The organism is Streptomyces sp. NPDC045967 (assembly GCF_056430495.1).
In genome coordinates, this window is sequence record NZ_JBWKLE010000035.1 from 1 (window position 1) to 25,697 (window position 25,697).

Annotated in this window: 12 protein-coding genes and 1 pseudogene; 10 read left to right on the forward strand and 3 right to left on the reverse strand. The window is 73.6% G+C overall.

Features of this window, described 5'->3' with window-relative positions:
* The first annotated feature begins 259 nt into the window (after positions 1-259).
* Positions 260-844: a TetR/AcrR family transcriptional regulator gene (locus tag AC07FY_RS32505; protein ID WP_479013904.1), complete on the forward strand. Its 585-nt coding sequence runs from the start codon at positions 260-262 to the stop codon at positions 842-844.
* Between the two features lie 122 nt (positions 845-966).
* Here the strand turns inward: AC07FY_RS32505 and AC07FY_RS32510 are convergent, their stop codons facing one another.
* The gene (locus tag AC07FY_RS32510; protein WP_479013907.1) at positions 967-1,482 is read right to left on the reverse strand and encodes a MarR family winged helix-turn-helix transcriptional regulator; all 516 of its coding nucleotides are present in this window, start codon (positions 1,480-1,482) and stop codon (positions 967-969) included.
* A gap of 195 nt (positions 1,483-1,677) precedes the next feature.
* Here AC07FY_RS32510 and AC07FY_RS32515 point away from each other — a divergent pair, with 195 nt between their 5' ends.
* From AC07FY_RS32515 to AC07FY_RS32555, 9 genes and pseudogenes are all read left to right on the forward strand, one after another.
* Positions 1,678-2,052 (forward strand): cupin domain-containing protein, encoded by a 375-nt coding sequence (locus tag AC07FY_RS32515; protein ID WP_479013910.1) that lies wholly within the window; start codon positions 1,678-1,680, stop codon positions 2,050-2,052.
* An 89-nt stretch (positions 2,053-2,141) separates the two neighbouring features.
* The gene (locus AC07FY_RS32520; RefSeq protein WP_479013913.1) at positions 2,142-3,782 is read left to right on the forward strand and encodes an MFS transporter; all 1,641 of its coding nucleotides are present in this window, start codon (positions 2,142-2,144) and stop codon (positions 3,780-3,782) included.
* Positions 3,783-4,181: 399 nt separating this feature from the next.
* Complete coding sequence (locus tag AC07FY_RS32525) at positions 4,182-9,623, forward strand: acyltransferase domain-containing protein (RefSeq protein ID WP_479013916.1); 5,442 nt, start codon at positions 4,182-4,184, stop codon at positions 9,621-9,623.
* Complete coding sequence (locus AC07FY_RS32530; RefSeq protein WP_479013919.1) at positions 9,624-13,040, forward strand: type I polyketide synthase; 3,417 nt, start codon at positions 9,624-9,626, stop codon at positions 13,038-13,040. It abuts the gene before it with no gap.
* A complete protein-coding gene (locus AC07FY_RS32535) occupies positions 13,037-21,121 on the forward strand; it encodes a hybrid non-ribosomal peptide synthetase/type I polyketide synthase (protein ID WP_479013922.1) in 8,085 nt (2,694 codons plus the stop codon). The genes AC07FY_RS32530 and AC07FY_RS32535 overlap by 4 nt, the downstream gene beginning before the upstream one ends.
* On the forward strand, positions 21,118-22,248 hold the full coding sequence (locus AC07FY_RS32540) for an LLM class flavin-dependent oxidoreductase (protein ID WP_479013925.1): 1,131 nt from the start codon (positions 21,118-21,120) through the stop codon (positions 22,246-22,248). Before AC07FY_RS32535 ends, AC07FY_RS32540 begins: the two co-directional genes overlap by 4 nt.
* A gap of 23 nt (positions 22,249-22,271) precedes the next feature.
* Positions 22,272-22,778 (forward strand): flavin reductase family protein, encoded by a 507-nt coding sequence (locus tag AC07FY_RS32545; protein ID WP_479013928.1) that lies wholly within the window; start codon positions 22,272-22,274, stop codon positions 22,776-22,778.
* A 178-nt stretch (positions 22,779-22,956) separates the two neighbouring features.
* Positions 22,957-23,436 (forward strand): annotated as a pseudogene (locus AC07FY_RS32550) (hypothetical protein).
* Positions 23,433-23,636: a hypothetical protein gene (locus tag AC07FY_RS32555; protein ID WP_479013931.1), complete on the forward strand. Its 204-nt coding sequence runs from the start codon at positions 23,433-23,435 to the stop codon at positions 23,634-23,636. The pseudogene AC07FY_RS32550 and the gene AC07FY_RS32555 overlap by 4 nt, the downstream one beginning before the upstream one ends.
* 172 nt (positions 23,637-23,808) lie before the next feature.
* Here the strand turns inward: AC07FY_RS32555 and AC07FY_RS32560 are convergent, their stop codons facing one another.
* Both AC07FY_RS32560 and AC07FY_RS32565 read right to left on the reverse strand, forming a co-directional pair.
* On the reverse strand, positions 23,809-25,413 hold the full coding sequence (locus AC07FY_RS32560) for an acyl-CoA carboxylase subunit beta (protein ID WP_479013934.1): 1,605 nt from the start codon (positions 25,411-25,413) through the stop codon (positions 23,809-23,811).
* Between the two features lie 53 nt (positions 25,414-25,466).
* Positions 25,467-25,697 (reverse strand): adenosylhomocysteinase (locus AC07FY_RS32565; RefSeq protein WP_479013937.1); only part of this gene is annotated, 231 nt, incomplete at its 5' end.

A 25,697-nucleotide genomic window follows, 5' to 3' on the forward strand; every position in this document is an offset into this window, starting at 1 on the left:
CATCGTGTCCAGCGAGGCCAGCAGCATCGCGATCATGACCGCCACCAGGACGACCCCCACACTCCGCGGCTTGCCACCCTCCGAAGTCCCGGCAGTCGTCGCTGTCTTCGCTGTCTTCGCTGTGTCCACCATGCGCCCTCCCCGGCCCGGAAACCCGGGCGCACTTACTTGCCGCCCGGCTAGTTCGCTCTTAAGGTAGGCCGCTAACTAGCCGGGCGTCAAGTAAGTTCGTAGAAGTCCATCGAGAGGGAGGGCCGACATGGCCGGCAGCACCGCGCGCAGAGCACACGGACGCCGCGGGGACACCCGCCGACGCATCCAGGACGTGGCGCTGGAGCTGTTCGTCGAGCAGGGCTACGAGAAGACCTCGCTGCGCGAGATCGCGGAGCGGCTGGAGGTCACGAAGGCGGCGCTCTACCACCACTTCAAGACCAAGGAGGACATCATCGTCAGTGTCTTCGCCGACCTGACGCGCCCCGTCGACGAGCTGATCGCCTGGGCCCGGGAGCAGCCACCCACCCTGGACACCAAGCGCGAAGTGCTCCGCCGCTACAGCGAGTCCATGAGCGCGGGGGCCTCCCTGTTCCGCTTCATGCAGGAGAACCAGGCGACGATGCGCGAGCTGAGCATCGGCGGGGCCATGCAGAGCCGGACGCTCCAACTGGTGGAACTGCTGCGCACTGAGGGCGGGCCGCTGACGGACCAGGTCCGGTGCGTGAGCGCGCTGTTCACGCTGCACGCGGGCGTGCTGTACCTGCGGCACGTGGAGGGCGACCCGGAGGAGACCCGCCGGGCGGCCCTGGAAAGCGCGACGGACCTTCTCACCCGGGCCCACCGCGGATAGGCCGGGGACTCCCGTGGCCTATCCGACGCATCCGACGCGTCCGACGCCTCCGACCGCACACTCCGGCCGCCCCGTGCGCCCGGTGCGCCCCGGCCGCCGTACCGGCCCTCCGCCCCGACCGCTCACCACAGCGGCCGCAGCGGCGGCAGGTCGTCATCCGCCATGGCCCTGATCAGGGCGGCCAGTTCGGCGCGCGGGACCCGGCGGTTCTGGGAGCCCAGGCGCTGCTCCAGTTCGCTCTCCATCTCGAACATCAGGCGCCCCGCCACCGCGAGGTGCTCCAGCGCCCGGTCGGTCAGGACGACGAGTTTGCGCCGCCCGCCCGCCGGGTGGGGCCGCCGCTCCACATAGCCGCGGGCCGCCAGGTCGTCGACGATCTGCCCGGCCGCCTGCTTGGTGACGCCGAGCTGGTCCGCGAGCTCGCTGCTGGTGGCGCCCTCGCCGTAGAGCGCCTGGAACACCAGTCCGTGCACCGGCCGCAGATCGTCGTACCCGGCGGCGTCGAGCCGGGATACGAATTCGGACAGGACGAGTTGGAAGGACATGCCGAGCAGATAGGTCAGCTCAGCTCTGGCCAGCGGGTCTGCCGCCTGGCGTGCTTTCGCTCCGGGGCTTCCGGTCTCTGCTGTGGACTCCATCCGGCCATGCTGCCACACCTTGGAAAGACGCTTTACTCCCACGACGCCCTCCGGACTCCAGCAGAACTCGAGCCGTTCTCCGTTACCCGCGGGAACGCTCTCGGCGCGGTCCTCTTTGCCGTTTGACACCCACGACTAAAGCAGCTTTACTCGTGGAGCAAGCGAAGTAAAGCTTCTTTACACACGGAGGTCGCAATGAACGTGGTCAGCGAGAGCGAGCAGCGGACTACCCGCACCCCGTCGGGTGCGATGTTCGGCCTCGCCGCCCCCAGCCAGGGCAGCACGGAGATCAGCACCTGGCGTGTGGAGCTCGGCGCGGACTCCTCGACGCCGGTCCACATCATCGACCGCGAGCAGGTCTGGATGCCCCTGTCCGGCGCGTTCAAGGTGACCATCGACGGCGAGGACGGCGAGGTCAAGGCCGGCGAGGCCGTGGCGATCCCCGGCGGGGCCGTGCGTCAGCTCACCGCGGTCGGCGACACCCAGGCGCTGGTCGCCATGGCCGTCGGCGGCCAGGCCAGCATGCCCGGCAACGAGGACAAGAAGATTCCGCTCCCCTGGGCCGAGTAGTAGGGCGAGCCGAACCGCGGTCCGCGCCGCCCTCGCGGCGCGGACCGCGCCGGCGGCCACCAGAGGAAAAACTCAACGAAGGACGGGCAATGAATCCCGAAGTCAGCAGCGGGCGCCGCCGGGCGATCCTGGCTCTGCTCGCATCGACGGTGCTGGTCGTGGTCATGGACCTCACGATCATCAACGTCGCGCTCAACCCCATCCAGCAGAGCCTCGACGCGACCAACGGCGAGCTCCAGTGGGCCCTGGACTCGTACCTGATCACCTTCGCGGCGTTCCTCTTCACCGGCGGCGTCTGCGCCGACCGGTTCGGCCGCAAGAAGACCCTGATCACCGGACTCGTCCTGTTCGGTGTCAGCTCGGTGCTCGGCGCCTTCGCGACCGACATCGTCCAGCTCATCATCTGGCGCGCCGTCATGGGCGTGGGCGCGGCCGTGGTTCCCACGGTCACCCTCGCCATCCTCATGAACGTCTTCCCGCCGGCCGAGCGCCCCAAGGCCATCGCCGGCTGGGCCGCGGCCGCCGGTGTGGCCATGGCGGTCGGTCCGGTCCTCGGGGGCGTGCTGCTCGAAGCGTTCTGGTGGGGCTCGATCTTCCTCATCAACGCCCCGCTCATCGCCATCGCCGTCGCCCTGATGATCGTGCTGGTGCCCGAGTCGAAGAACCCGGTCCGCACCGCGTTCGACCCCCTCGGCGTGCTGCTGTCGATCGTCTCCGTCGGCCTGCTGGTCTACGGCATCGTCCTCGCGGGTGAGGACGGCTGGAGCAGCACCGGTGCGCTCGGCGCCATCGCGGGCGGTCTCCTCCTGCTCGTCGGGCTGGTCCTCTTCGAGAAGCGGATCGCGGCCCCCTCGCTCGACGTGAGCCTCCTGAAGAACGCGCGCTTCTCGGCCGGCACCGGGGCCATCGCCCTGTGCTTCTTCGCGCTCATCAGCTCGATCTTCATCTCGCAGTTCTACTTCCAGGCGGTCCTCGGCTTCTCGCCGCTGGAAGCCGGCCTGCTGGTGCTGCCCATGGGCATCGCCTCCATGGTCGTCTCCGCCCGCTGCCCCAAGCTCGTCATGAAGTTCGGCCCCCGCGCCGTGGTCGCCGCGGGTTCGGCGGCCATCGCCCTGTCGGCCCTGGGCGCGGCCTTCTTCGACGCCGGTACGCCGACCTGGCTGCTGATCGTCACGCAGCTGGTCCTGGGCGTCGGCTGGGGCTCGATCATGGCCCCCGCCACCGCCTCGCTGATGTCCGTCGTCCCGCCGGTCAAGGCCGGTGCGGGCCAGGCGGTCTCGCAGACCGCCCGCCAGGTGGCCGGTGCCCTCGGCATCGCGATCATCGGAAGCCTGCTGAGCTCCGGCTACCGCTCCTCGATCGGCGACGCGGTGAACGTCCTGCCGGAGGCCCTGCGCGACGAGGCCGCCGGATCCATCGGCGGCACCATCCGGGCCGTCCAGGCCGCCAAGCTGGGCGACCAGGCCCCGGCGCTGCTGGCCAAGGCGTCCGACGCCTACGTCAGCGGCATGCAGTCCACGCTCTTCGTCGTCGCCGGTGTCGCCCTCGCCTCGGCCCTGGTGGCCCTGCGCTGGCTCCCCAAGACCCCGCCGGCCCCGCCCGGACCCCCGCCGGGCGCGGCCGCCCCGGGTGCCGCGGCCCCCGGCGCCACGGCGCCGGGTGCCCAGGCACCGGGTACCCCCGCGGCCCCGCCCGCCCCGGCGAAGGACGAGCCGAGTCTCCGTCCCTGACCCGGCGCGCGCCGCGCCGCCCCTCAGTGCCCGCCCGCCCCTTCGGGGTCGGCGGGCACTGTTGTCCGCACCCGGCCGCCACGGCCGCGGAAAAAGGGCCCCGGGCGCACCCGCCGCCGCCCGGTCCCGGCCTCCCCCCACCCCGGGCCGCCACCCCCGGGCCGCAGCACTCCCCTGTGGGAAACCCACAACCGCACCGCATCCCCGGCGGGGCCGCACCGCGGCCGCCGTCCCCCCGCACTTCCCGCACTAAACGGAACGCAACTTCCTTAATTTCTGGGCCTGTTGACCGCATCACGGACATGCCAGGACAACCCGTCCCGCCGCACGCGGACGGTCGAAGAACGATCCATCAGCGCTCAAGTGTTGCCACGTTATGTACAAACGGAGGGGGTTCTCATGCAGATGGGCAAGGGTTCCGGGCACATCGACACGTCCAGATGGGACACGGTCGAGGCCGTATCGCAGTGGTTGCGCGAGGAGATCGCCGTACGGTCGGGACGCGCACCCGACGAGATCCGGGACGACGACCTCTTCTCGAGCATCGGCATCGACTCCATGCGCGCCGTCGCCCTCATGGGCGACCTCTCGGAGCTGACCGGCAGCCGGCTCTCCCCGGCGCTCATGTGGTCGCACCCCAGCATCGCGGCGCTCGCCGCCCGCGTCGTCGAGGGCGAACCCGACGCACCCGCCGAGCTCCCGGACACCTTCCGGGCCGCGCCGGGCGGCGTCCGCGAGCCGATCGCCGTCACCGGCATGGCGTGCCGCCTCCCGCAGGCCGACACCCTGGACGAGTTCTGGGAGCTGCTGCGCTCGGGCACCGACGCGGTGAGCGAGGTTCCGGCCGAGCGCTGGGACGCCGCCGCCTACCTCGACGCCAACCCGGGCGCCGCCGGCAAGATGGTGACCTCGCAGGCCGGCTTCCTGCGCGGCCCCGTGGACACCTTCGACCCGCTCTTCTTCGGCATATCCCCGCGCGAGGCGCAGGAGATGGATCCGCAGCAGCGGCTCTTCCTGGAGGTCGCCTGGGAGGCGCTGGAGGACGCCGGCCTCTCCGACGGCCGGCTCTCCGGCACCGCGACCGGTGTCTTCGCCGGGGCGATCTGGCACGACTACGCCGACCTCGGCGCGGCCGACCCCGCCGGCACCTCCCTGCACACGGCCACCGGCCGCGCCCTGAACATGGTCGCCAACCGGCTCAGTTACGTCCTCGGGCTCACCGGCCCCAGCGTCGTGCTGGACTCGGCGTGCTCCTCCTCCCTGCTCGCGGTCCACCTCGCCTGCCAGAGCATCTGGGCCGGCGAGTCCGAGACCGCCGTCGCGGGCGGGGTGAACCTGCTGCTCAGCCCGGAGACGATGGTCTCGCTCAGCAAGTTCGGCGGCCTCTCCCAGGACGGCCGGTGCAAGGCGTTCGACGCCCGCGGCGACGGCTTCGGCCGCGGCGAGGGCGCGGGCGTCATCGTCCTCAAGCCGCTGTCGAAGGCGCTGGCCGACGGCGACGACATCTGGTGCACGATCCGCGGCACGGCCACCAACAACGACGGCCTGAGCAACGGGCTCACCGCCCCCAACCCGCTCGCCCAGGAGGCCGTGCTGCGCGCCGCCTGCCGCCAGGCCGGCATCTCCCCCGCCGAGGTCCAGTACGTCGAGACCCACGGCACGGGCACCGCGCTCGGCGACCCCGTCGAGGCCACCGCGCTCGGCGCGGTCTACGGCCGCGGCCGCGCCGAGGAGGCGCCGCTGCGCATCGGGTCGGTCAAGAGCAACATCGGCCACCTCGAGGCGGCCGCCGGAATCGCCGGCGTGGTCAAGACGGCCCTGGCGCTGCGCCACCGCCGCATCCCGCCCAGCATCCACTTCCACACGCCCAACCCGCACATCCCCTTCGGCGACCTGCGCCTGCGGGTCACCGCGGCGGAGGAGCCGTGGCCGCAGACGCAGGGCCCGGCCCGGGCGGGGGTGAGCGCCTTCGGCTGGGGCGGCACCAACGTCCACGTCGTCCTCGAGGCCCACGACGCGCCCGCGCCGCTGACCCTGCGGGAGAGACCCGGCCCCGGCACCGCAGCCGTCTCCGCCGGCCACCCGCAGGTGGCCTTCATATGCTCCCCGTACGGGCAGCAGTGGGTCGGAATGGCCCGCGCCATGCTCCGTACGGAACCGGTCTTCCGCTCCGTGCTGGAGGACTGCGACCGCGAACTCGCCCGGCACACCGGGTGGTCGCTGCTCGACGAACTGCACGCCGACGAGGACACCGCCCGCAGCGGCGACGTCGGGGTGATGCAGCCCCTCCTCTTCGCCATCCAGGTCGGCATCGCCGCCTGGCTCGAGGCCTGCGGAATCCGCCCGGACGCCGTCGTCGGCCACAGCCTCGGGGAAATCGCCGCCGCCGTCATCGCCGGCATCCTCGACCTGCCGGACGCGGTCCGCCTCATCCACCACTACAGCGACCAGCAGCGCCGCGTCGCCGGATCCGGCAGCGGCATGGCCGTCGTCGAGCTCTCCGCCGCCGACCTCCAGCAGCGCCTCGACGACCGCGCCGGCGGCGAGGACATCTCCGTCGCCACCCAGAACGGGCCCCGCACCACCGGCCTCGCCGGCCCCCGCGCCGCGCTGGAGGCCCTGGTGGCCGACCTGAAGGCCGAGGGCGTGCTCTGCGGCATGATCCGCGTCGACCTGCCGGCCCACAGCCCCGGCATCGACCCGATCACCGCCGATCTCGAAGCGGCCATCGGCACGCTCACCCCGCGGCCCGGCCGCATCCCGATGATCTCCTCCGTGACCGGCGAGCCGCTGGACTGGCGGGAGGCGGACGCCTCCTACTTCGTGCGCAACCTGCGCCGGCCCGTCCTGCTGGCCCCGGCCACCGCCCACCTGCTGACCCGCGGGACCGGCGTCCTGGTCGAGATCAGCGCCAACCCGGTGCTGGCACCGGCGCTGCGCCAGTCCGCCGAGGAGTACGGCGGCACCGCGACCGTGCTCGGCACCATGCGCCGCGAGGGCGAGGACGACCGGGCCGGTCTGCTGGAGACCCTCACCGCCCTCGCCGACCTCGGCTTCGAGGTGCGGCTGCCGGACGAACGGCCGCCCACCGCCGAGCTGTTCACCCTCTCCGCCCGCACCCCGCAGGCCCTGCGGGACCTCTCCCGCTCCGTCGCCGCCACCCTGGCGGACGGCGCCGCGGCCGAGGCCCCGGCAGAAACCCCGGGTGACACCACGGGCGGCGCCACGGCGCCGGACGGGCTCCCGGACCGGCTTCCGGACCGGCTCCCCGCCCTGGCCCGGGCGGGCCTGGAGCGGGCCCACCACCCCTACCGGCTCTGCGTCGTCGCCCGCGACACCGCCGAGCTCGCCGAGGCGCTGGCCGCCCACGCGGACGGCGAGCGCCCGCCGCAGCTCCACGAGGGCGCGAAGCCGGCCGAGTCCCGGCCCAAGGTCGCCTTCGTCTTCCCCGGCCAGGGCTCCCAATGGGTCGGGATGGGCCGCGAACTGCTGCGCACGGAGCCGGCGTTCGCCGCATCGATCCGCACCACCGACGCCGCCGCCCGGGCCTGGATCGACTGGTCGATCGAGGCCGAGCTGTGCGCCGACGAGGAGAACTCGCAGCTGACCCGCATCGACGTGGTCCAGCCCATGCTGTTCGCCGTCGAGGTCGCGCTCGCCGCCCTGTGGCGCTCGTGGGGCATCGAACCCCACGCGGTCATCGGGCACAGCATGGGTGAGGTCGCCGCCGCCCACGTCAGCGACGCACTCGGCATCGAGGACGCCACCCGGATCATCTGCCGGCGCAGCCTGCTGCTGCGCCGCGCCGCCGGCCTGGGCGCCATGCTGGCCTGCGAGCTGACGATGGACCAGGCCCGGGAGCTGCTCGCCGGCCAGGAGCACCTGGTGTCGGTCGCCGTCAACAACAGCCCCCGCTCCACGGTGCTGTCCGGCGACCGCGACGCGCTCACCGCGATCGCGCGGCGGCTGGAGGCCGACCAGGTCTTCTGCCGCTGGGTCAAGGTGGACGTGGCCTCGCACAGCCCGCAGATGGACCCGCTGCGCGAGGACCTGCTCCGCGCGCTGGAGGGCATCGCCCCGCGGGCCGGAAACGTCCCCGTCTACTCGACCGTGACCGGCTCGGTGGCCTCCGGCACCGAGATGGACCTCGGCTACTGGGCCGACAACCTGCGCGAGCCGGTGCTCTTCGGCGACCAGGTGGCCCGCCTCGTCGAGGACGGCGTGAGCGTCTTCATCGAGATGAGCCCGCACCCGATCCTGCTGCCAGCCGTGGAGCAGGTCGCCGCCGAGAGCGGTACGGGCGTGGCCGCGCTGCCGTCGCTGCGCCGCCGCGAGGAGGAACGCGACACCCTGCTCGGCTCGCTGGGCCGGCTGCACGTCCTGGGCGCGCCGGCCCGCGTGGAGCGCGCACTGACCCCGGCGGCCCGGGCGAAGCTGCCCTCCTACGCGTGGCAGCGGGAGCGGTTCTGGATCGACGCCCCCGCCCCGGGCGCCGCCGCGGGCGGCCGGGCGCTGCGCCGGGGCCTGCTCGGCGAGCGCCTCGACTCCCCCCTCGCCCCGGGCTCCCACTTCTGGCAGATGGACCTCGACGCGACGGCCGCCGCCTCCTTCGACCACCGCATCGGCGGGGCCGCGGTCCTGCCCGGCGCCGCCTTCGCCGAGATGGCCCTCGCGATGTGCGCGCAGGTCCGGCCCGGCGCCCACCCCGTGCTGGAGGAGTTCGCCTTCCGCGAGCCGCTGGTGCTGCCCGCGCAGGGCGTGCGCCGGGTGCAGGCGGTACTGGAGGGCTCGGACGGCGAGCGGGCGCGGATCCGCTTCTTCGTCCGCGAGGAGGACGGCCCGCTGTGCGTGGCCGAGACCGGGGTCCTGTTCGGCGACGCGCCGGACCCGGGCGGGCGGCTGGATCCGGCCGCGCTGGCCGCGCCGCTGGACGAGAGCCTGGAGGGGCCGGCCTACTACCGTGCGCTGGCCGCCTGCGGCCTGGGTTACGGGCCCGCCTTCCAGGGCATCACCCGTCTCACCCGCGGCGAGGGCGCCGCCCTGGCCCGGATCGCCCCCGACCCCGCCGCCCTGCCCACCGACCCGGGCTACCGGGTGCACCCCTCGCTGCTCGACTCGGCCCTGCAGTGCGCCGTGGCGCCGCTGCTCGGCGCCGCGTGGGGTGAGGGCGCCACGCAGGGCTTCGTCAGCGAGTCCATCGGCCGGCTGCGGGTGTACGGAGCGCTCTCGGGCGAGCTGTGGGCGTACGCGCAGGTCGAGCCGGGCGGCGACGACCGGCACTGGCAGGCCCGCGTACGGATCCTGTCCGCCGACGGCACCCCGCTGGCCGACGCGGAGGGGCTGCGCGTCATCCGGCTCGACGCGGTGCCGGTCCTGGCCGCCGGCCAGGACGGTGCGGAGGGCGGACCGGCGCACGGGGCGGTCGCCGCGGAGCTCGCGGAACTGCCCGTGGCACAGCGGCGGGCCGCGTTCGAGACGGCGGTACGGGAGATCACCGCGCAGGTGGTCAAGCTGCCCGCCCGCCGCATCGACCCCGACACCCCGCTGCGCTCGCTCGGCATCGACTCGCTGATGTCGCTGGAGCTGCGCAACCGCCTGGAGGCGGCCTTCGGGGTGGAGCTGTCGGCCACGCTCATCTGGAACTACCCGACCGTGCGGGACATCGCGCCCTTCCTGGCCGGCAAGGCGGGCCTGGCGCTCGACGGCGACGAGGCGCCCGAACAGGGCCCCGAAGCCGGAGCCGGGCCCGCGGCGGTGGACGGTGCAGCAGACCCGGAGAGCCTCGAGGCCCTCCTCGAACGTGAACTCGCGGAACTCAGCGAGCGGATGGAGACCTTCTAGATGAGCAGCACAGCCGCCGCGGCCGCCCCGGCCGAAGACCGCTCCGGGGACGCCCTCGTCAAGGCACTGTCCGCCGTCCGCATGCTGCGGGGCCGGCTGGACGCGCTGGAGCAGAAGCGCCACGAGCCCATCGCCATCGTCGGCATGGGCTGTCGACTGCCGGGTGGGGTCGGCTCACCCGGCGACTTCTGGCAGATGATCCGTTCCGGCACGGACGCGATCACCTCGGTGCCCGGCGACCGCTGGGACGCCGACGCCTACTACGACCCCGACCCCGGCGCCCCGGGCCGCACCACCATGCGGTTCGGCGGGTTCATCGACGGGGTGGACCGCTTCGACCCGTACTTCTTCGGCATATCCCCGCGCGAGGCCGCGCGCATGGACCCCCAGCAGCGGCACTTCCTGGAGGTGGCCTGGGAGGCGCTGGAGGACGCGGGCCTGCCCCGGGAGAAGCTCCAGGGCAGCGCGACGGGCGTGTTCGTCGGCGCCAACGCCAGCGACTACCTCCAGATGCAGTTGGAGGACCCGGCCGGCCTCGACACCTACACCGTCGTCGGCGGCACCAACTGCATCATCTCCAACCGGCTCTCGTACCAGCTCGACCTGCGCGGCCCGAGCATGACCGTCGACACGGCCTGCTCGTCCTCGCTGGTGGCCGTGCACCTGGCCTGCCAGTCCCTGCGCGGCCAGGAGTGCTCGACGGCGGTCGCCGCGGGGATGAACCTGATCCTGTCGCCGACGATGACGGTCGCCCACTCCAAGGGCCTGCCGCTCGCCCCCGACGGCCGCTGCAAGACCTTCGACGCGAAGGCCGACGGCTACACGCGCGGCGAGGGCGTCGGCGTGCTCGTCCTGAAGCGGCTCTCGGACGCCACCCGGGACGGCGACCGGATCTGGGCCGTCATCCGCGGCTCCGCCGTCAACCAGGACGGCCTGACCAACGGGCTGACGGCGCCCAGCGGCCTGTCGCAGCGCGACGTCATCAAGGCGGCGCTGCGCTCGGCCCGCCTTGAGCCCTCGCAGGTCACCCTGCTGGAGGCGCACGGCACCGGCACGAGCCTGGGCGACCCGATCGAGGTCGAGGCCCTGCACGAGGTGTACGGGACGGCGGACGCGGGCGGCGGGAGCTGTGCGCTGGGGTCGGTGAAGACCAACATCGGCCATCTGGAGGCGGGCGCCGGCCTGGCCGGCCTGATGAAGGTGGCGCTGAGCATCCACCACCGGGCCATCGCGCCCAACCTCCACCTGGAGGAGGTCAACCCGCACATCTCGCTCGGCGGCGGACGGCTGCGCATCCCCACCGAGGCGGCGAGCTGGGACGAGCCCGCCGAACGGCGCCACGGCGCCGTCAGCTCCTTCGGCGCGGGCGGCACCAACGCCCATGTGATCCTCGGCCCGGCCCCGCAGGAGGAGCCCGCCGCGCGGGAGCGGCCCGCGGCCCAGGACGCGCGGGCCATTCAGGACGGTGCGGCCGCCGAGGCGCCGCAGGCCGCGCGGGGCCCCTGGCTGCTGCCGGTCTACGCGGGCACCGCCGAGGCGCTGGTCCCGATGGCCCGTGCCTGGCGCGACCACCTCCGGGCCGCGCAGACGCGCGAGGAGCCGTTCTCCGCGCTGGTGCACGGCGCCGCGACCCGCCGCACCCGGCACGCGCACCGGCTCGCGGTCGCCGCGAGCACGCACGCCGAGGCGGCCGAGCGGCTGGAGATGTGGCTGGCGGACAAGTCCCCGGCCTCGGTGGTCACCGGCCGCACCGGCGGCGACATCGCCGACAAGGTCGTCTTCGTCTTCCCCGGCCAAGGCGCCCAGCGGGCCGGGATGGGCCGGGAACTGATGCGCACCTGCCCGGTGTTCGAAGCCGCCGTCACCGAGTGCGACGAGGCCTTCAAGCGGTGGACCGACGGCGGGTTCTCCGTCATCGACGCGGTCATGGGCCTGGAGGACGGGGCGCCGCTGGAGCGGATCGACGTCATCCAGCCGGCCCTGTTCGCCGTCGCGGTGGGGCTCGCCGCCCGGGCCCGCGCCTTCGGTGTCGAGCCGGACGCGGTGGTCGGCCACAGCATGGGCGAGGTGGCCGCCGCCCACGTGGCCGGCGTGCTGAGCCTGGACGACGCGGCCCGCATCATCTGCCGGCGCAGTCTCCTGCTGCGCCGCATCAGCGGGCAGGGCGCGATGCTGGTGGCGGGCCTGCCCTTCGACCAGGCCACCGAGTTCGTCGCCGACCACAGCGACCGGGTCTCGGTCGCGGTCAGCAACAGCCCCACCTCGACGGTGCTCTCCGGGGACCCGGAGGTGCTGGCCGAACTGGCCGCCGATCTCGGGGCCCGCAACGTCTTCTGCCGCCACGTCAAGGTGGACGTGGCCTCGCACAGCCCGCAGGTCGACGCGCTGCGCGAGGACCTGCTGGCCGAGCTGAAGGGCATCGAGCCCCGCGCCGGCCGGGTGCCGGTGCTGTCGACCGTCACCGGCGAACTGTGCGACGGCTCCGGTTTCGACGCCGAGTACTGGGCGTCCAACCTGCGCGAACCGGTGCTCTTCTGGGACGCCGTGGGCTCCCTGATCGACGGCGACCACGGGGTGTTCGTCGAGATGAGCCCGCACCCGACGCTGCTGTCGGCCGTCGAGCAGGCCTTCGAGCACTCCGGCCGCGAGGGGCTGGCCCTGCCGTCCATGCGGCGCGACGAGCCGGAGGCGCACGGCCTGCTGGAGATCCTGGGCTCCCTGCACGCCAACGGACTGCCCGCCGAGCTCACCGCGCTGCTCCCGGCCGCCCCCGCGCGTCCCGTGCCGCTGCCCGCGTACGCCTGGCAGCACGAGCGCTTCTGGTTCCGCGCCTCGGGCTCCGCCGGCCCGGTCGCGCTCGACGCCCGCGCCACCCGCGCGGCGGACGAGCCGGACACCGCCGGCGGGCGCGGGCAGCTGCCCGCGCTGGTGGCGGCCGTGGCGGCCGCCGAGCCCGGCGAGGCCCGCACCGAACTGGTGCGCGCCCAGGTCACCGAGGCGGTGGCCGGAACCCTGGAGCTGAGCCCCGACCGGATCGACCGGACGGCCGGCTTCTTCCAGATGGGCATGGACTCCACGCTCGCCCGCGATGCCCGTGTCCGGCTGGAGGCCCTCCTCGGCCGCCGCCTCCCGGCGACGGTGATGTTCGAGCACCCGTCGGTGCAGGAGCTGTCCGCGCACCTGCTGGTCCTGGCGGAGCGGGCGGCGGCCGAGGCCGGCCCGCAGGCCGCCGCGGCCGCGTCCGCCGCGCCGGCCCCCGCCCCCGTACCCGCCCTGATCCCCGCACCGCAGGCGCCTTCGGACCTTTCCGGGTCCGCGGACGACACCTCCCTCGACGACCTTTCCGAAGCCGAACTCCTCGCCGTGCTGGCCGCGGAGTCCGGTTCCCCGACGCCCGCAGCCGGAGCAGCCAGATGACCGACAGAGACCACGAGCGGCAGAACGTACTCGCGCAGAGCGTGCGCGAGATCCGCCGCCTGCGCACCGAGCTGGACGCCGCCGAACGCGCCCGCACCGAGCCCATCGCCATCGTCGGCCTGGCCTGCCGGATGCCCGGCGGCGCCGAGGGCCCCGAGGAGTTCTGGGAGTTCCTGAGCTCGGGCCGGGACGGCATCCGCGAGGTGCCCGAGGACCGCTGGGACACCACCCGGCACGGCAGCCGCCTCGGCGGCTTCCTCGACCGGGTCGACGGATTCGACGCCCCCTTCTTCGGGATCTCGCCGCGCGAGGCCGCCACCCTCGACCCGCAGCAGCGGCTGCTGCTGGAGGTGGGCTGGGAGGCGCTGGAGCACGCGGGCATCTCGCCGGCCGCGCTGAACGGCTCGGACACCGGGGTGTACTTCGGCGTCACCACGTACGACTACGTGCAGAGCCAGATGCAGCAGATCGACCCGGCCGAGCTGGAGGCGTACAGCCTGACCAGCAACGCCTCCACCTTCGCGGCGGGCCGGTTCTCGTACTGGCTGGGCCTGCGGGGCCCCAGCCTCTCCGTCGACACCGCGTGCTCGTCCTCGCTGGTCGGCGTGCACCTGGCGTGCCAGAGCCTGCGCTCCGGGGAGAGCGGCATGGCGCTGGCGGGCGGGGTCAACGTGCTGCTGTCGCCCGAGTGGTTCACCATCGCCGACAAGGCGAACATGCTGGCGCCCGACGGCCACTGCAAGACCTTCGACGCCCGTGCCGACGGCTACGTGCGCAGCGAGGGCTGCGGGGTCGTCGTCCTCAAGCGGCTTTCCGACGCGCAGGCGGCCGGCGACCGGATCCTCGGCGTCATCCGCGGCTCCGCCGTCAACCAGGACGGCCGCAGCTCCGGGATCACCGTCCCGAACGCCGCCGCCCAGCAGGACGTGATCCGCGCGGCGCTGGCTTCGGCCCGCGTCGAGCCCGCCGAGATCGGCTATGTGGAGGCGCACGGCACCGGCACCCCGCTGGGCGACCCGCTGGAGTTGCGCGCCCTGGACGCCGTACTCGGCGGACGGGCGCCGGGGGAGGAACTGGTCGTCGGCTCGGTCAAGAGCACCATCGGCCACCTGGAGCCGGCCGCCGGCATCGCCGGGCTGATCAAGGTCGTGCTCGCGCTGCAGCACGAGGAGATACCGGCGCAGCTGAACCTGGAGGAGGTCAATCCGGAGATCGGCCTCGAGGACCTCTCGGTGGTCTTCCCGAGGACGGCGGTGGCCTGGCCGCGCGGTGACAGGCCCCGCCTGGCCGGCGTGAGTTCGTTCGGCGCGAGCGGCACCAACGCCCACGTCGTCGTCGAGGAGGCGCCGGCCGTCCCGGCCGCCGCCGACTCCGCGGACGGGCGGGCCGGGGGCGAGCGGACCGCGCAGCTGCTGGCGCTGTCCGCCAAGAGCCCGGCCGCGCTCGCCGAGGTGGCCGCCCGGCACGCCGCGTACCTGGACGGGCCGGACGCGGCCCCGCTCGCCGACGTCTGCCACACCGCCGCCACCGGCCGCGCCCCGCTGGCGCACCGGCTGACCGCGGTCGCCGGGTCCGCCGCGGAGATGCGCGAGAAGCTCGCCGCGTTCGCCCCCGGCGCGGTCCTGCCGGCGGGTGTGCGCACGGGCCACGTGCCGGGCGGCGCACAGCCGAAGGTGGCCTTCCTCTTCACCGGGCAGGGCGCGCAGTACGCGGACATGGGCGCGGGCCTCTACGCGAGCGAGCCGGTCTTCCGGGAGGCGATCGACCGCTGCGACGCGATCGTCTCGGAGCTGACGGACCGCTCGCTGCTGTCCGTGCTGCACCCGGCGCCCGCCGACGCCGCGCTGGTGGACGAGACCCGCTGGACCCAGCCGGCCCTGTTCGCCGTCGAGTACGCGCTGGCCGAGCTCTGGCGCTCCTGGGGCGTCACGCCGGGCGCCGTGCTCGGCCACAGCATCGGCGAGATCGTCGCGGCCTGCGTGGCGGGGGTGCTGTCCCTCGAGGACGCGCTGACCCTCGCGGTGCGCCGCGGCAGCATGATGCAGGAGCTGTCCGTGGAGGGCGCCATGGCGGCGGTCTTCACCACCGAGGAGCGGCTCGCCGAGGCGCTGGCGCCCTACGAGGGCGAGCTGTCGGTGGCCGCGGTCAACGGCCCCGAGTCCCTGGTCGTCTCGGGCGGCGCCAAGGTGCTCGAGGTGCTGCTCGCCGGCCTGGCCGCCGACGGCGTGAAGTCCAAGCGGCTGACGGTCACCCGCGGCTTCCACTCGCCGCTGATGGACCCGGTGCTGGACGGCTTCGAGGCCGTCGCGGCGTCGCTGACGTACGCGGCCCCCCGGATCCCGGTCGTCTCCAACGTGACCGGCGAGCCGCTGACCGGCCCGCAGGCGTTCTCGGCGGGCTACCTGCGCGAGCACATCCGCCGTCCCGTGGACTTCCTGCGGGGCATGACCGCCCTGCACGGGCTGGGCTTCCGGGTGTTCGTGGAGACCGGCCCGCAGCCGGCGCTGTCCGGCATGGCCAAGCGGTTCCTGCCCGGTGCGGGCGACGGCGAGCAGGCCCCGGTCTTCCTGCCGTCACTGCGCAAGGGCCACGACGACGGCCGGGTGGTCCTGGACAGCCTGGGCGCGCTGTACGCGCTGGGGGTCGCCGTGGACTGGGCCGCGTACGACGCGGGCCGGGGCCGGCGGCGCGCCGCACTGCCGACGTACCCCTTCCAGCGCACCCGGCACTGGTTCACGCCGAGTTCCCGCCCGGCGGCCGCGCCCGCCGCGGACGGGACGGCCTCCGCGCGCCTGCTGGGCGAGCGGGTGCCCTCGCCGCTGGACTCCGTCCAGTACTCGGCGCTGCTCGACACCGCCGGCCACCCCTGTCTGGGCGACTGCGTGATGGACGGGCTGCCCGTCGTCAACATCGGCGTCTACCTCGAGACGGCCCTGCAGGCCGCCCGGGCCGACGGCGGCGGCGCGGGCGCGCTGATCGAGGAGTGCCTGGTCCTGCAGAGCATGATCCTCGACGAGGACCAGCGGGCCCGGGTCCAGCTCGTCCTGGACCCGGCTCCCGGCGGCCGCACCGCCTACCGCTACTACTCCGCCCGGCGGGACGGCGCCGGCTGGCTGCTGCACTCGCAGGGCAAGGTGGCGCCGCTGCCCGCGGCCGCCCCGGCCGCGGCCGACCTCGACGCGCTGCGGGCCCCGCTCGCCGAGGAGACCACCGGTGAGGAGTTCTACCGCCGGATGTGGCGCCGCAAGCTCTACCTCGGCCCCACCGCCCAGTGGATCGACCACGTGTGGAGCGGCGAGGGCGAGGCCGTCGCGAGGATGCGCGCGCCGCGACCCGGGGAGGCGGACGGCTACCGGCTGCACCCCGGGCAGACCGACGCGCTGTTCCAGTCGCTGTTCGCCTGCCTGCCCGATGGCACCCCGGCCGACGCCACGTTCATGCTGGTGGGCATCGACCGGTTCGCCTTCCACGGGTTCTCCGGCGTGCAGGGCGAGACGTACTGCCGGGTGCGGCTGCTGCCGTCGCCCGACCCGCAGGGCATGCTGCTCGCCGAGGCCGCGCTGTACGACGCCCGGGGCCGCACGGTGGTCGAGGCCACCGGGGTGTGCCTGCGCCGCGCGGAGAAGGACCAGTTGCTGCGCACCGACGCCGCCGCCGCTCCGGCCGCCCGGGCGCTGCCCGCCGCTGCCCCGCTCGCCGCGGCCGCCGCCCCGGGGCCGCTGGACGCGCCGGGCGTACGGGATCTGCTGACGGCGACGGTCGCCCGCGCGCTGGGCACCGTGCCGGACGCGGTCGACCGCGACGAGCCGCTGCAGAACCTCGGCCTGGACTCGCTGATGGCCCTGGAGGTCAAGGAGGCGCTGTCCGCCGCGCTCGGGGTGTCGCTGCCGCTGGTGGCGTTCCTGGAGGGCCGCAGCGTCCGCACGCTCGGCGACCAGATCCTGGAGACCCTCGGCACCCCCGAGGACGCCCCGGCCGGCTCGGGCGGGCAGGACGCCGCGGCGCAGCCCGTCGCGGGCGGCGGACGGCTGCCGGAGCTGGTCCGCGACGAGGCGGCGCGCTACGAGCCGTTCCCGCTGACCGACCTCCAGCAGGCCTACCTGGTGGGCCGCTCCAGCGCCTTCGAACTGGGCAACGTCTCCACGTACTTCTTCATCGAGGTCGACCTCGACGGGGTGGACGTGCAGCGGCTGCAGGACGCCCTGCGGCTGATGATCGACCGGCACGACATGCTGCGCGCGGTGATGACCGAGGACGGCTACCAGCGGGTGCTGCCCGAGGTCGCCCCGTACGAGATCCGCACCACCGACCTGCGCGGGTGTACGGAGGCGGAGCGCGGCGCGCGGCTGGCCGAGCTCCACGACGAGGTCGCCGGGCAGGTCTTCGACACGGCGGTGTGGCCGCTGTTCGACATCCGCGCCACGCGGGTGACGCAGGGCCGCACCCGTCTGCACATCGGGCTCGACGCGCTGATCATCGACGCGTGGAGCACCTCGCTGCTGTTCCGCGAGTGGGCGGCCGCCTACCGCGGTGAGGCGGACACGCTGCCCGAGGTCCCGCTGACCTACCGGGACTACGTGGTCACGGCCAAGGCGGTGGAGGAGACCGAGCTGCACGCGGCCTCGCTCGCCTACTGGCGCGAGCGGCTCGACACGCTGCCGCCGGCGCCCGAGCTGCCGCTGGCCGCGGACCCGGGTTCGCTGGAGGCGCCGGCGTTCACCCACCGCTCCAGCCGGATCGAGGCCGAGGACTGGTCGCGGTTCAAGGCGTACGCCGCGGCGGCCGGAGTCACCCCGTCGGCCGCGCTGTGCACGGCCTACTCCCAGGTGCTGGCCTCCTGGAGCAAGTCCAGCCGCTTCACGCTGAACGTGCTGTTCTTCAACCGGCTGCCGCTGCACGAGCAGGTCGGCAGCGTGCTCGGCAACTTCAGCGCCACCACGCTGCTGGAGATCGACTCCACGGCCTCGGTCGCCTTCGGCGAGCGGGCCGGGCGCATCCAGCGCCAGCTGTGGAACGACCTGGAGCACAGCCACGTCAGCGGTGTCGCGGTGCTGCGCGAGCTCAACCGGGCCCGCGGCGGCAACGCCCGCGCCAACATGCCGGTCGTCTTCGCCAGCACCGTCAACTTCGCGGCCAAGGAGGACTCCGCGGCCTCGATGGGCCTGGCGCAGCACCTGACCGCCATCGGCGAGGGCGGCGAGGAGGTCTCCAGCTCGATCCGCACCCCGCAGGTGTGGCTCGACCACCAGGTGGTCGAGGACGCCGGCGCGCTGATCGTGAACTGGGACGTCATCGAGGAGCTCTTCCCCGCCGGGATGATCGACGCGATGTTCGCGGCGTACCTGGACGTGCTGCGCGGCCTGTGCGTGGAGGAGGACGCCTGGCGCCGCCCGGCGCCGGCCCTCGCCCCGGCGGCCGAGCTGGAGGTGCGCCGCGCGGCCAACGCGACGGCCGGGCCGCTGCCCGCGGAGCTGCTGCACGAGCCGTTCGCGCGGCAGGCCGCCGCGCACCCCGACCGGGTCGCGGTGATCGCCCCGGACCGGGAGCTCAGTTACGGCGAACTGGACGAGCACAGCGACCGGCTGGGCCGCTGGCTCCTGGAGCGCGGCGCCGGCGCCGGCACGTTCGTCGGCATCGTGATGGAGAAGGGCTGGGAGCAGGTCGCCGCCACCCTCGGCGTGCTGAAGGCGGGCGCCGCCTACGTGCCCATCGACGCCGGGGTGCCCGCCGAGCGGCTGCGGCTGCTGTGCGAGAAGGCCGGCATCGGCCTGGTCCTGACCCAGGGCCGCGTCGAGGCGGACGTCCAGTGGCCGGAGGGGACGTCACGGCTGTGCGTGGACGGCCCCGAGGCGCTGGCCGTGCCGGCCGGCGCGCTGCCCGCCTCGCCCGCCCGCCCCGGCGACCTCGCGTACGTCATCTTCACCTCCGGCTCCACGGGCACGCCCAAGGGCGTGATGATCGAGCACACCGGCGCCCTGAACACCTGCCTGGACGTCAACGAGCGGTTCGGCATCACGCGGGAGGACCGGGTCCTGGCCCTGTCCGCGCTCAACTTCGACCTGTCGGTGTACGACGTGTTCGGCATCCTGGCCGCGGGCGGCGCGATCGTGCTGCCGGCCCCCGACGCCCACCGCGAGCCCGGCCGCTGGGCCGAGCTGGTCACCGAGCACCGGGTCACCGTGTGGAACAGCGTGCCGACGCTGATGGAGATGTTCACCGAGCACGCGCTGGCCGCCGGCATGGCCGGCACGCTGCCGCTGCGCACGGTGATGATGAGCGGCGACTGGATTCCGCTGACCCTCCCCGAGCGGATCACCGCGCTGCTGCCCGAGGCGGCCGTGTGGAGCCTGGGCGGCGCGACCGAGGCGTCGATCTGGTCCATCGCGCACCACGTGACCGGCGAGGCCGACCCGTCGCTGACCTCGGTCCCGTACGGCAAGCCGCTGCTGAACCAGCAGTTCCACGTACTGAACGAGGCCATGCAGCCGAGCCCGGTGTGGGTGCCCGGCCAGCTGTACATCTCCGGCGCGGGCCTGGCCCGCGGCTACCTCGGCGACGAGGCGAAGACCCGGGCGGCCTTCCTGCGCCACCCGGCCACCGGGGAGCGGCTGTACCGCACCGGCGACCTGGGCCGCTACCTGCCGGACGGGAACATCGAGTTCCTGGGGCGGGAGGACTTCCAGGTCAAGATCCAGGGCTACCGGATCGAGCTGGGCGAGATCGAGGCCGCGCTGCTGGCCTGCGACGGGGTGCGCGCCGCGGTCGCCTCGGCGGTCGGCGAACGCCAGGGCGCCAAGCGCCTGGTGGCCTACGTGGTCCTCGACGAGGACCGCAGCTGCGAGGTGACGCCCGAGCTGCTCGCCAAGACGATCGGCGCGGCCCTGCCCTCCTACATGGTCCCGCAGTACATCCTGCTCCTCGACGAGCTGCCGCTGACCGCCAACGGCAAGGTCGACCGCTCCTCGCTGCCGGTGCCCGGCGCCGAGGCCGCGGACGGGGACGCGGCGCAGCGGCCCCGGGACCTGACGGAGGGCGGACTGGCCGCGATCTGGTCGGAGTTCTTCCCCGGAGCCGCCTTCGGGGTGCACACCGACTTCTTCGCCCTGGGCGGCAACTCGCTGCTCGCGGTCCGGCTGATGGCCGAGATCCGGGCGCGGCTCGGCTGCTCGCTGCCGCTGTCGACCCTGTTCGCCCGGCCGACGATCGCCCTGCTCGCCGCGGCGATCCGGGAGGCCGGCGGGTCGGTGCGCCGCGCCGCCCTGGTGCCGATCCGCACCGGGGGCACGCGTCCCCCGCTGTTCTTCGTCCACCCGGTCGGCGGGGACGTGCTCTGCTACGGCGAGCTGGCCGGACTGCTCGGCGAGGACCAGCCGTTCTACGCCCTCCAGGTGCCGGACGACGAGGTCCTCGCCACGGTGCCCGAGCTGGCCGCGCACTACGTCGCCGCCCTCACCGCCGTGGCGCCGCAGGGGCCGTACCGGCTCGGCGGCTGGTCCATGGGCGGGGTCATCGCCCTGGAGATGGCCCAGCAGCTGACCGCGGCCGGGCAGGAGGTCGAGCACCTCGCGGTGGTCGACCTGCTGGAGCCCCCGGGCCCGGCGCCGGAGCGGGCGTCGGTCGACGACGCCGTCCTGCTCTCCTGGTTCGGCCGGGACCTGGCGGGTCTCGCCGGAACCTCGTGGGAGCCGGACCCGGAGCTGTTCCGGGCGGCGGACTGCCCCGACGCCGCCTTCGAGATCCTCCACACCAAGGCCGCCGAACAGGGCGTCCTGCCCGCGGGGATCGGCCTCGAGGTGTTCGGCGAGATCTACACCCGCTTCGCCCGCAACTTCCGGGCCCTGTTGTCCTACGCGCCGCAGCCGTACGCGGGAGCGACCGCGTTCCTGCGCGCCGAGGACGGTTCCACGGACGAGGCGGTCGCCGCCTGGTCCCAGCTGTTCCCCTCCGGTTTCCACTACGTCGCGCTGCCGGGCGACCACTACACGGTCATGCAGTCGCCGCACCTGCGGCTGCTCGCCGACCAGCTTTCCCTCTGGCTCGCCGGCACGGCGGCCCGACCCCTCGAAGGAATACAGTCATGACGCTGAAGTTCGGTGCTTTCATCCCTCCGTTCCACTCGCTGGGCGAGGACCCCACCACCGCCTTCTGGCGGGACCTGGACCTGATCCACTGGCTCGACGAGCTCGGCCTCGACGAGGCGTGGGTGGGCGAGCACCACTCGGGCGGCTGGTCCACGGTCAGCTCGCCGGAGGTCTTCCTCGCCGCCGCGGCCGAGCGCACCCGCCGCATCAAGCTGGGCACCGGCGTGGTGAGCCTGCCCTACCACCACCCGCTGACCGCGGCCAACCGCATCGTGCAGCTGGACCACCAGAGCGGCGGGCGTGCCATGTTCGGCATGGGCGCCGGAGTCTCGCCCGCCGACGCCCACATGATGGGCATATCCGCCGGCGACCAGCGCCGCATGATGGCCGAGTCGCTGGAGGCGCTGGTCCGCCTGTTCCAGGGCGACGAGCCGGTCACCATGAAGACCGACTGGTTCGAGCTGCGCGACGCCATGCTGCACCTGCGCCCGTACACCAAGCCGCGCTTCGACATGGCCGTCGCCAGCGCCGGCACCGAGCGGGGCATGCGCCTGGCCGGCCGGTACGGCCTGGAGGCGCTGACCTTCGCGGGCCGCCCGGGCATGTCCGAGCCGCCGCTGGCCCAGCTGTGGGCCGCGGGCGAGGAGGAGGCCGCCAAGTACGGCCAGAGCGTGGACCGCTCCAAGTGGCGCGTGGCGATCTGCGTGCACATCGCGGAGACCCGCGAGGAGGCCCTCGACCAGGTCCGCGCCGGGATGAGCCACTGGTTCCGCGAGTACGTGCGCGACACCGTCGGCGCCTCCGCGAAGCTCCCCGAGGGCCGGGAGGCCGAGGTGGCCGTGGAGACCCACACGGCGATCATCGGTTCCGTCGAGGACGCCATCGAGGGCATCGAGCGCATGCAGCGCGAGAGCGGCGGCTTCGGCACCCTGCTGGTCAACACCCAGGACTGGGCGACGCGCGAGCAGACCAAGCGCAGCTACGAGCTGCTGGCCCGCTATGTGGCCCCGCACTTCACCGGCGCCCTCGACAGCCGGCGGGCCTCCCAGAAGTGGGTCTCGGAGAACAAGGACGGCTTCGCCGCCCAGGCCCGGGAGGCCGCGGCCCAGGCCACGGCCTCCCGCTGACCACGCTCAAGGACGGAGCCGACATGCCGACCCGACTGCAAGAGAAGTGGCCCGCCGTCGACGGGGCGACTTTCAAGGAAGCCATGTCCCTGCTGGCGGCGCCGCTGACCGTGGTCACCACACGTGACGCGGCGGGGCAGCCCTGGGGGTTCACCGCCAGCGCGGTGACCTCGGTGTCACTGGAGCCGCCCCTCGTGCTGGTCGGCATCGCGCACACGTCCAGCTGCCACGGGGCGCTCACGCAGGTCCCCGAGTTCGTGATCAACGTGCTGGGGGACGAGCACCGCGAGCTGGCGGGCCGCTTCGCGACCAGCGGCGTCGACCGGTTCGCCGGCGCGCCGCTGGAGGAGTGGCCGGGCAGCCCCGGCCTGCCGCACGTCCCCGACGCGCTGGCCCTGCGCTGCGCGCTCGCCGACCGCATCACCCTGGGCGACCACGACCTGCTGGTCGGCCGGGTCCTGGACGTCCGCCTGGCGGGCTCGGACCGCCCGCTGCTGTGGTACCAGCGGGCCTTCAGAACCGCCACCTGACCCCGCGCCCGCCCGACGCGATCCGTCGGGCGGGCGCGGACGAACGTGGAGCCGGGCCGGGCCATCCCCGACCCGGCTCCACTGCGTTGCGGGCTTGCTTTGACGGCCCGGCCCGGAGAACGCACGGCCCTCTTTCGGGTGATGGCGCCAAGAAGACTTTCGAAATAGTTTCAAAGTTATGAGTACCGACCCTGCGGCCGTGAACTTCTCCGAGCTGGTGAACAAGAACTAGCCGACGCTTGCCCGACTCCAGGAATCGCCGAGACTGCTCCTGCACCGCAGGGACGGAGAGGATCTGGTCCTCACCACCGCGGCGCGGGCCGAACAGGAGCAGACCGTGGTGTCGGCAGCCACCCGCATGCTGGCGGCGATGGCGCGCCGGGAACCCGGCAGCAAGGAACTACTCCTCGACATACTGCCGGACGCCTTCCCGTGGGTCCGTTTCCTGTCCGAGCCCGATCTCCACGCCTTCGCCGTCGAACTGGTCGACACCATGCGCGCTGCCGACGCGCTCGGCAACAGCGCGTCCGTCGCCCAGCTGCTCACCGCCTGGCAGCACACCGCCGAAGTCCACTCCGACCCCGAACTGCTGGTCGTGCTGACCAGAGACCACGGCGAAGACCATGGTCCGGCACCGGACCCCCGGGACGCCGCATGACCGCGGGCCGCGGCGACCGCGCCGCACCGCCGGCGCCGGAAGACCACTGGGAAGTCCGCTTCGCGGACGCGGCGGCGGCCAAGGGCTGGGAGAGCCTCGCCCAACAGGCCCGGGAGAACACCTACCGCGCCTGGATCACCATGCGCACGAACCCCACCTTCGCAGGCACCGGCCACCCGCGAGCCACAGACCGCCGCTGAGCCAGCCGCCGGCCAGCGGGAAATCGACGAGCAGTCATGTTCCCAGTTGACTGCGGAGTAGCCCCCCCGGCTCTGAGGAGACACGTTCGGGGTGGGTCCGGCGTGGTATGGACGCCAGCCGGTGGACCCGGGCGCGCTCGTGCGTCCGAGGGGTCCGAGCACGGATCAAGTCTCAGAGCGGCAGGTTGCCGTGCTTGCGGCTCGGGCGTGGGGCGTTCTTCGCGTGCAGCATGTCGAGGGTCGCGATCAGCCGGGAGCGGGTCTCGGCCGGGTCGATGACGTCGTCCACCAGGCCGCGTTCGGCCGCGTAGTACGGGTGCATCAGCTCCGACTGGTACTCCTTGATCCGCTGCGCCCGGGTCGCCTCGGGGTCGGCGGAGGCGGCGATCTCCCTGCGGAAGATCACGTTCGCCGCGCCCTCCGCGCCCATCACCGCGATCTCGTTCGACGGCCAGGCCAGGGCCACGTCCGCGCCGATGGAGCTGGAGTCCATCACGATGTACGCGCCGCCGTACGCCTTGCGCAGCACCAGGCTGATCCGCGGCACCGTGGCGTTGCAGTACGCGTACAGCAGCTTCGCGCCGTGGCGGATGATCCCCTGGTGCTCCTGGTCGACTCCCGGCAGGAAGCCGGGCACGTCGATCAGGGTGACCAGCGGGATGGAGAACGCGTCGCAGAACTGCACGAACCGCGCCGCCTTCTCCGACGCGCCGATGTCCAGCACGCCCGCCAGGTACTGCGGCTGGTTCGCGACCAGGCCGACGGTGCGGCCGCCGAGGCGGGCCAGTGCGCAGACCACGTTCCGCGCCCACTGGCCGTGCACCTCGAAGTAGTCGCCGTGGTCGACGATCTCCTCGATCACCTCGCGGATGTCGTAGCCCTGGGTGGGGCGCGCGGGGACCAGGTCGAGCAGCGTGTCGTTGCGGCGGTCCGCCGGGTCCTCCAGGTCGCCGGCGGGGGCCAGTTCGCGGTTGTTGGACGGCAGCAGGGACAGCAGGTGCCGCACGTCCTCCAGGCAGGCGCGCTCGTCGTCGTGGACGAAGGAGGCGACGCCGGACACCGCGGCGTGGCTGTCCGCACCGCCCAGGTGCTCCATGGTGACGGCCTCGCCGGTCACGGCCTGGACGACGTCCGGGCCCGTGATGAACATCTGCGAGGTGCCGCGCACCATGAACACGAAGTCCGTGAGCGCCGGGGAGTACGCGGCGCCGCCGGCGCAGGGACCGAGGATCACCGAGATCTGCGGGATCACGCCGGAGTTGCGCACGTTGCGCTTGAAGATGCCGCCGTATCCGGCGAGGGCGGTCACGCCCTCCTGGATGCGGGCGCCGGCGCCGTCGCACAGGCCCACGATCGGGGCGCCCGCGGCCTCCGCGAGGTCCATCAGCTTGTGGATCTTCGCCGCGTGGGCCTCGCCCAGGGCGCCGCCGAAGATCCGGAAGTCGTGGGCGTAGGTGAACACGGTGCGGCCGTGGACGGTGCCCCAGCCCGTCACCACACCGTCGGTGTAGGGCTTCTTGTCCTCCAGGCCGAAGCCCGTCGCCCGGTGCCTGCGCAGACCTTCGACCTCGCAGAAGGAGCCCTCGTCGAAGAGGATCCCGATGCGCTCGCGCGCCGTCAGCTTGCCCTTGGCGTGCTGCGCGGCCGTCGCCCGCTCGCTCGGTCCGGCGACGGCCAGGGCCCGTATCGCCGCAAGTTCCGTGGCGCGCTCCCGCAGACTCTCCAACTGACTCTCCTCGCCCCTTGCTCCGGTGGCCCGATTCCGACGTTCCAGCATCCGGCCGGGCTCTCAAGCCCGGCTCGAACGCCGGTGTCAGCCGTGCGGGTCCGTCAGTAGCGGTAGTGGTCGGGCTTGTACGGGCCCTCGACCTTGACGCCGATGTAGTCGGCCTGCTCCGGGCGCAGGGTGGTCAGCCTGACGCCGAGGGCGTCGAGGTGCAGGCGCGCGACCTTCTCGTCGAGGTGTTTGGGCAGCACGTAGACGTCGGTCGGGTACTCCTGCGGCTTGGTGAACAGCTCGATCTGCGCCAGCGTCTGGTCGGCGAAGGAGTTCGACATCAC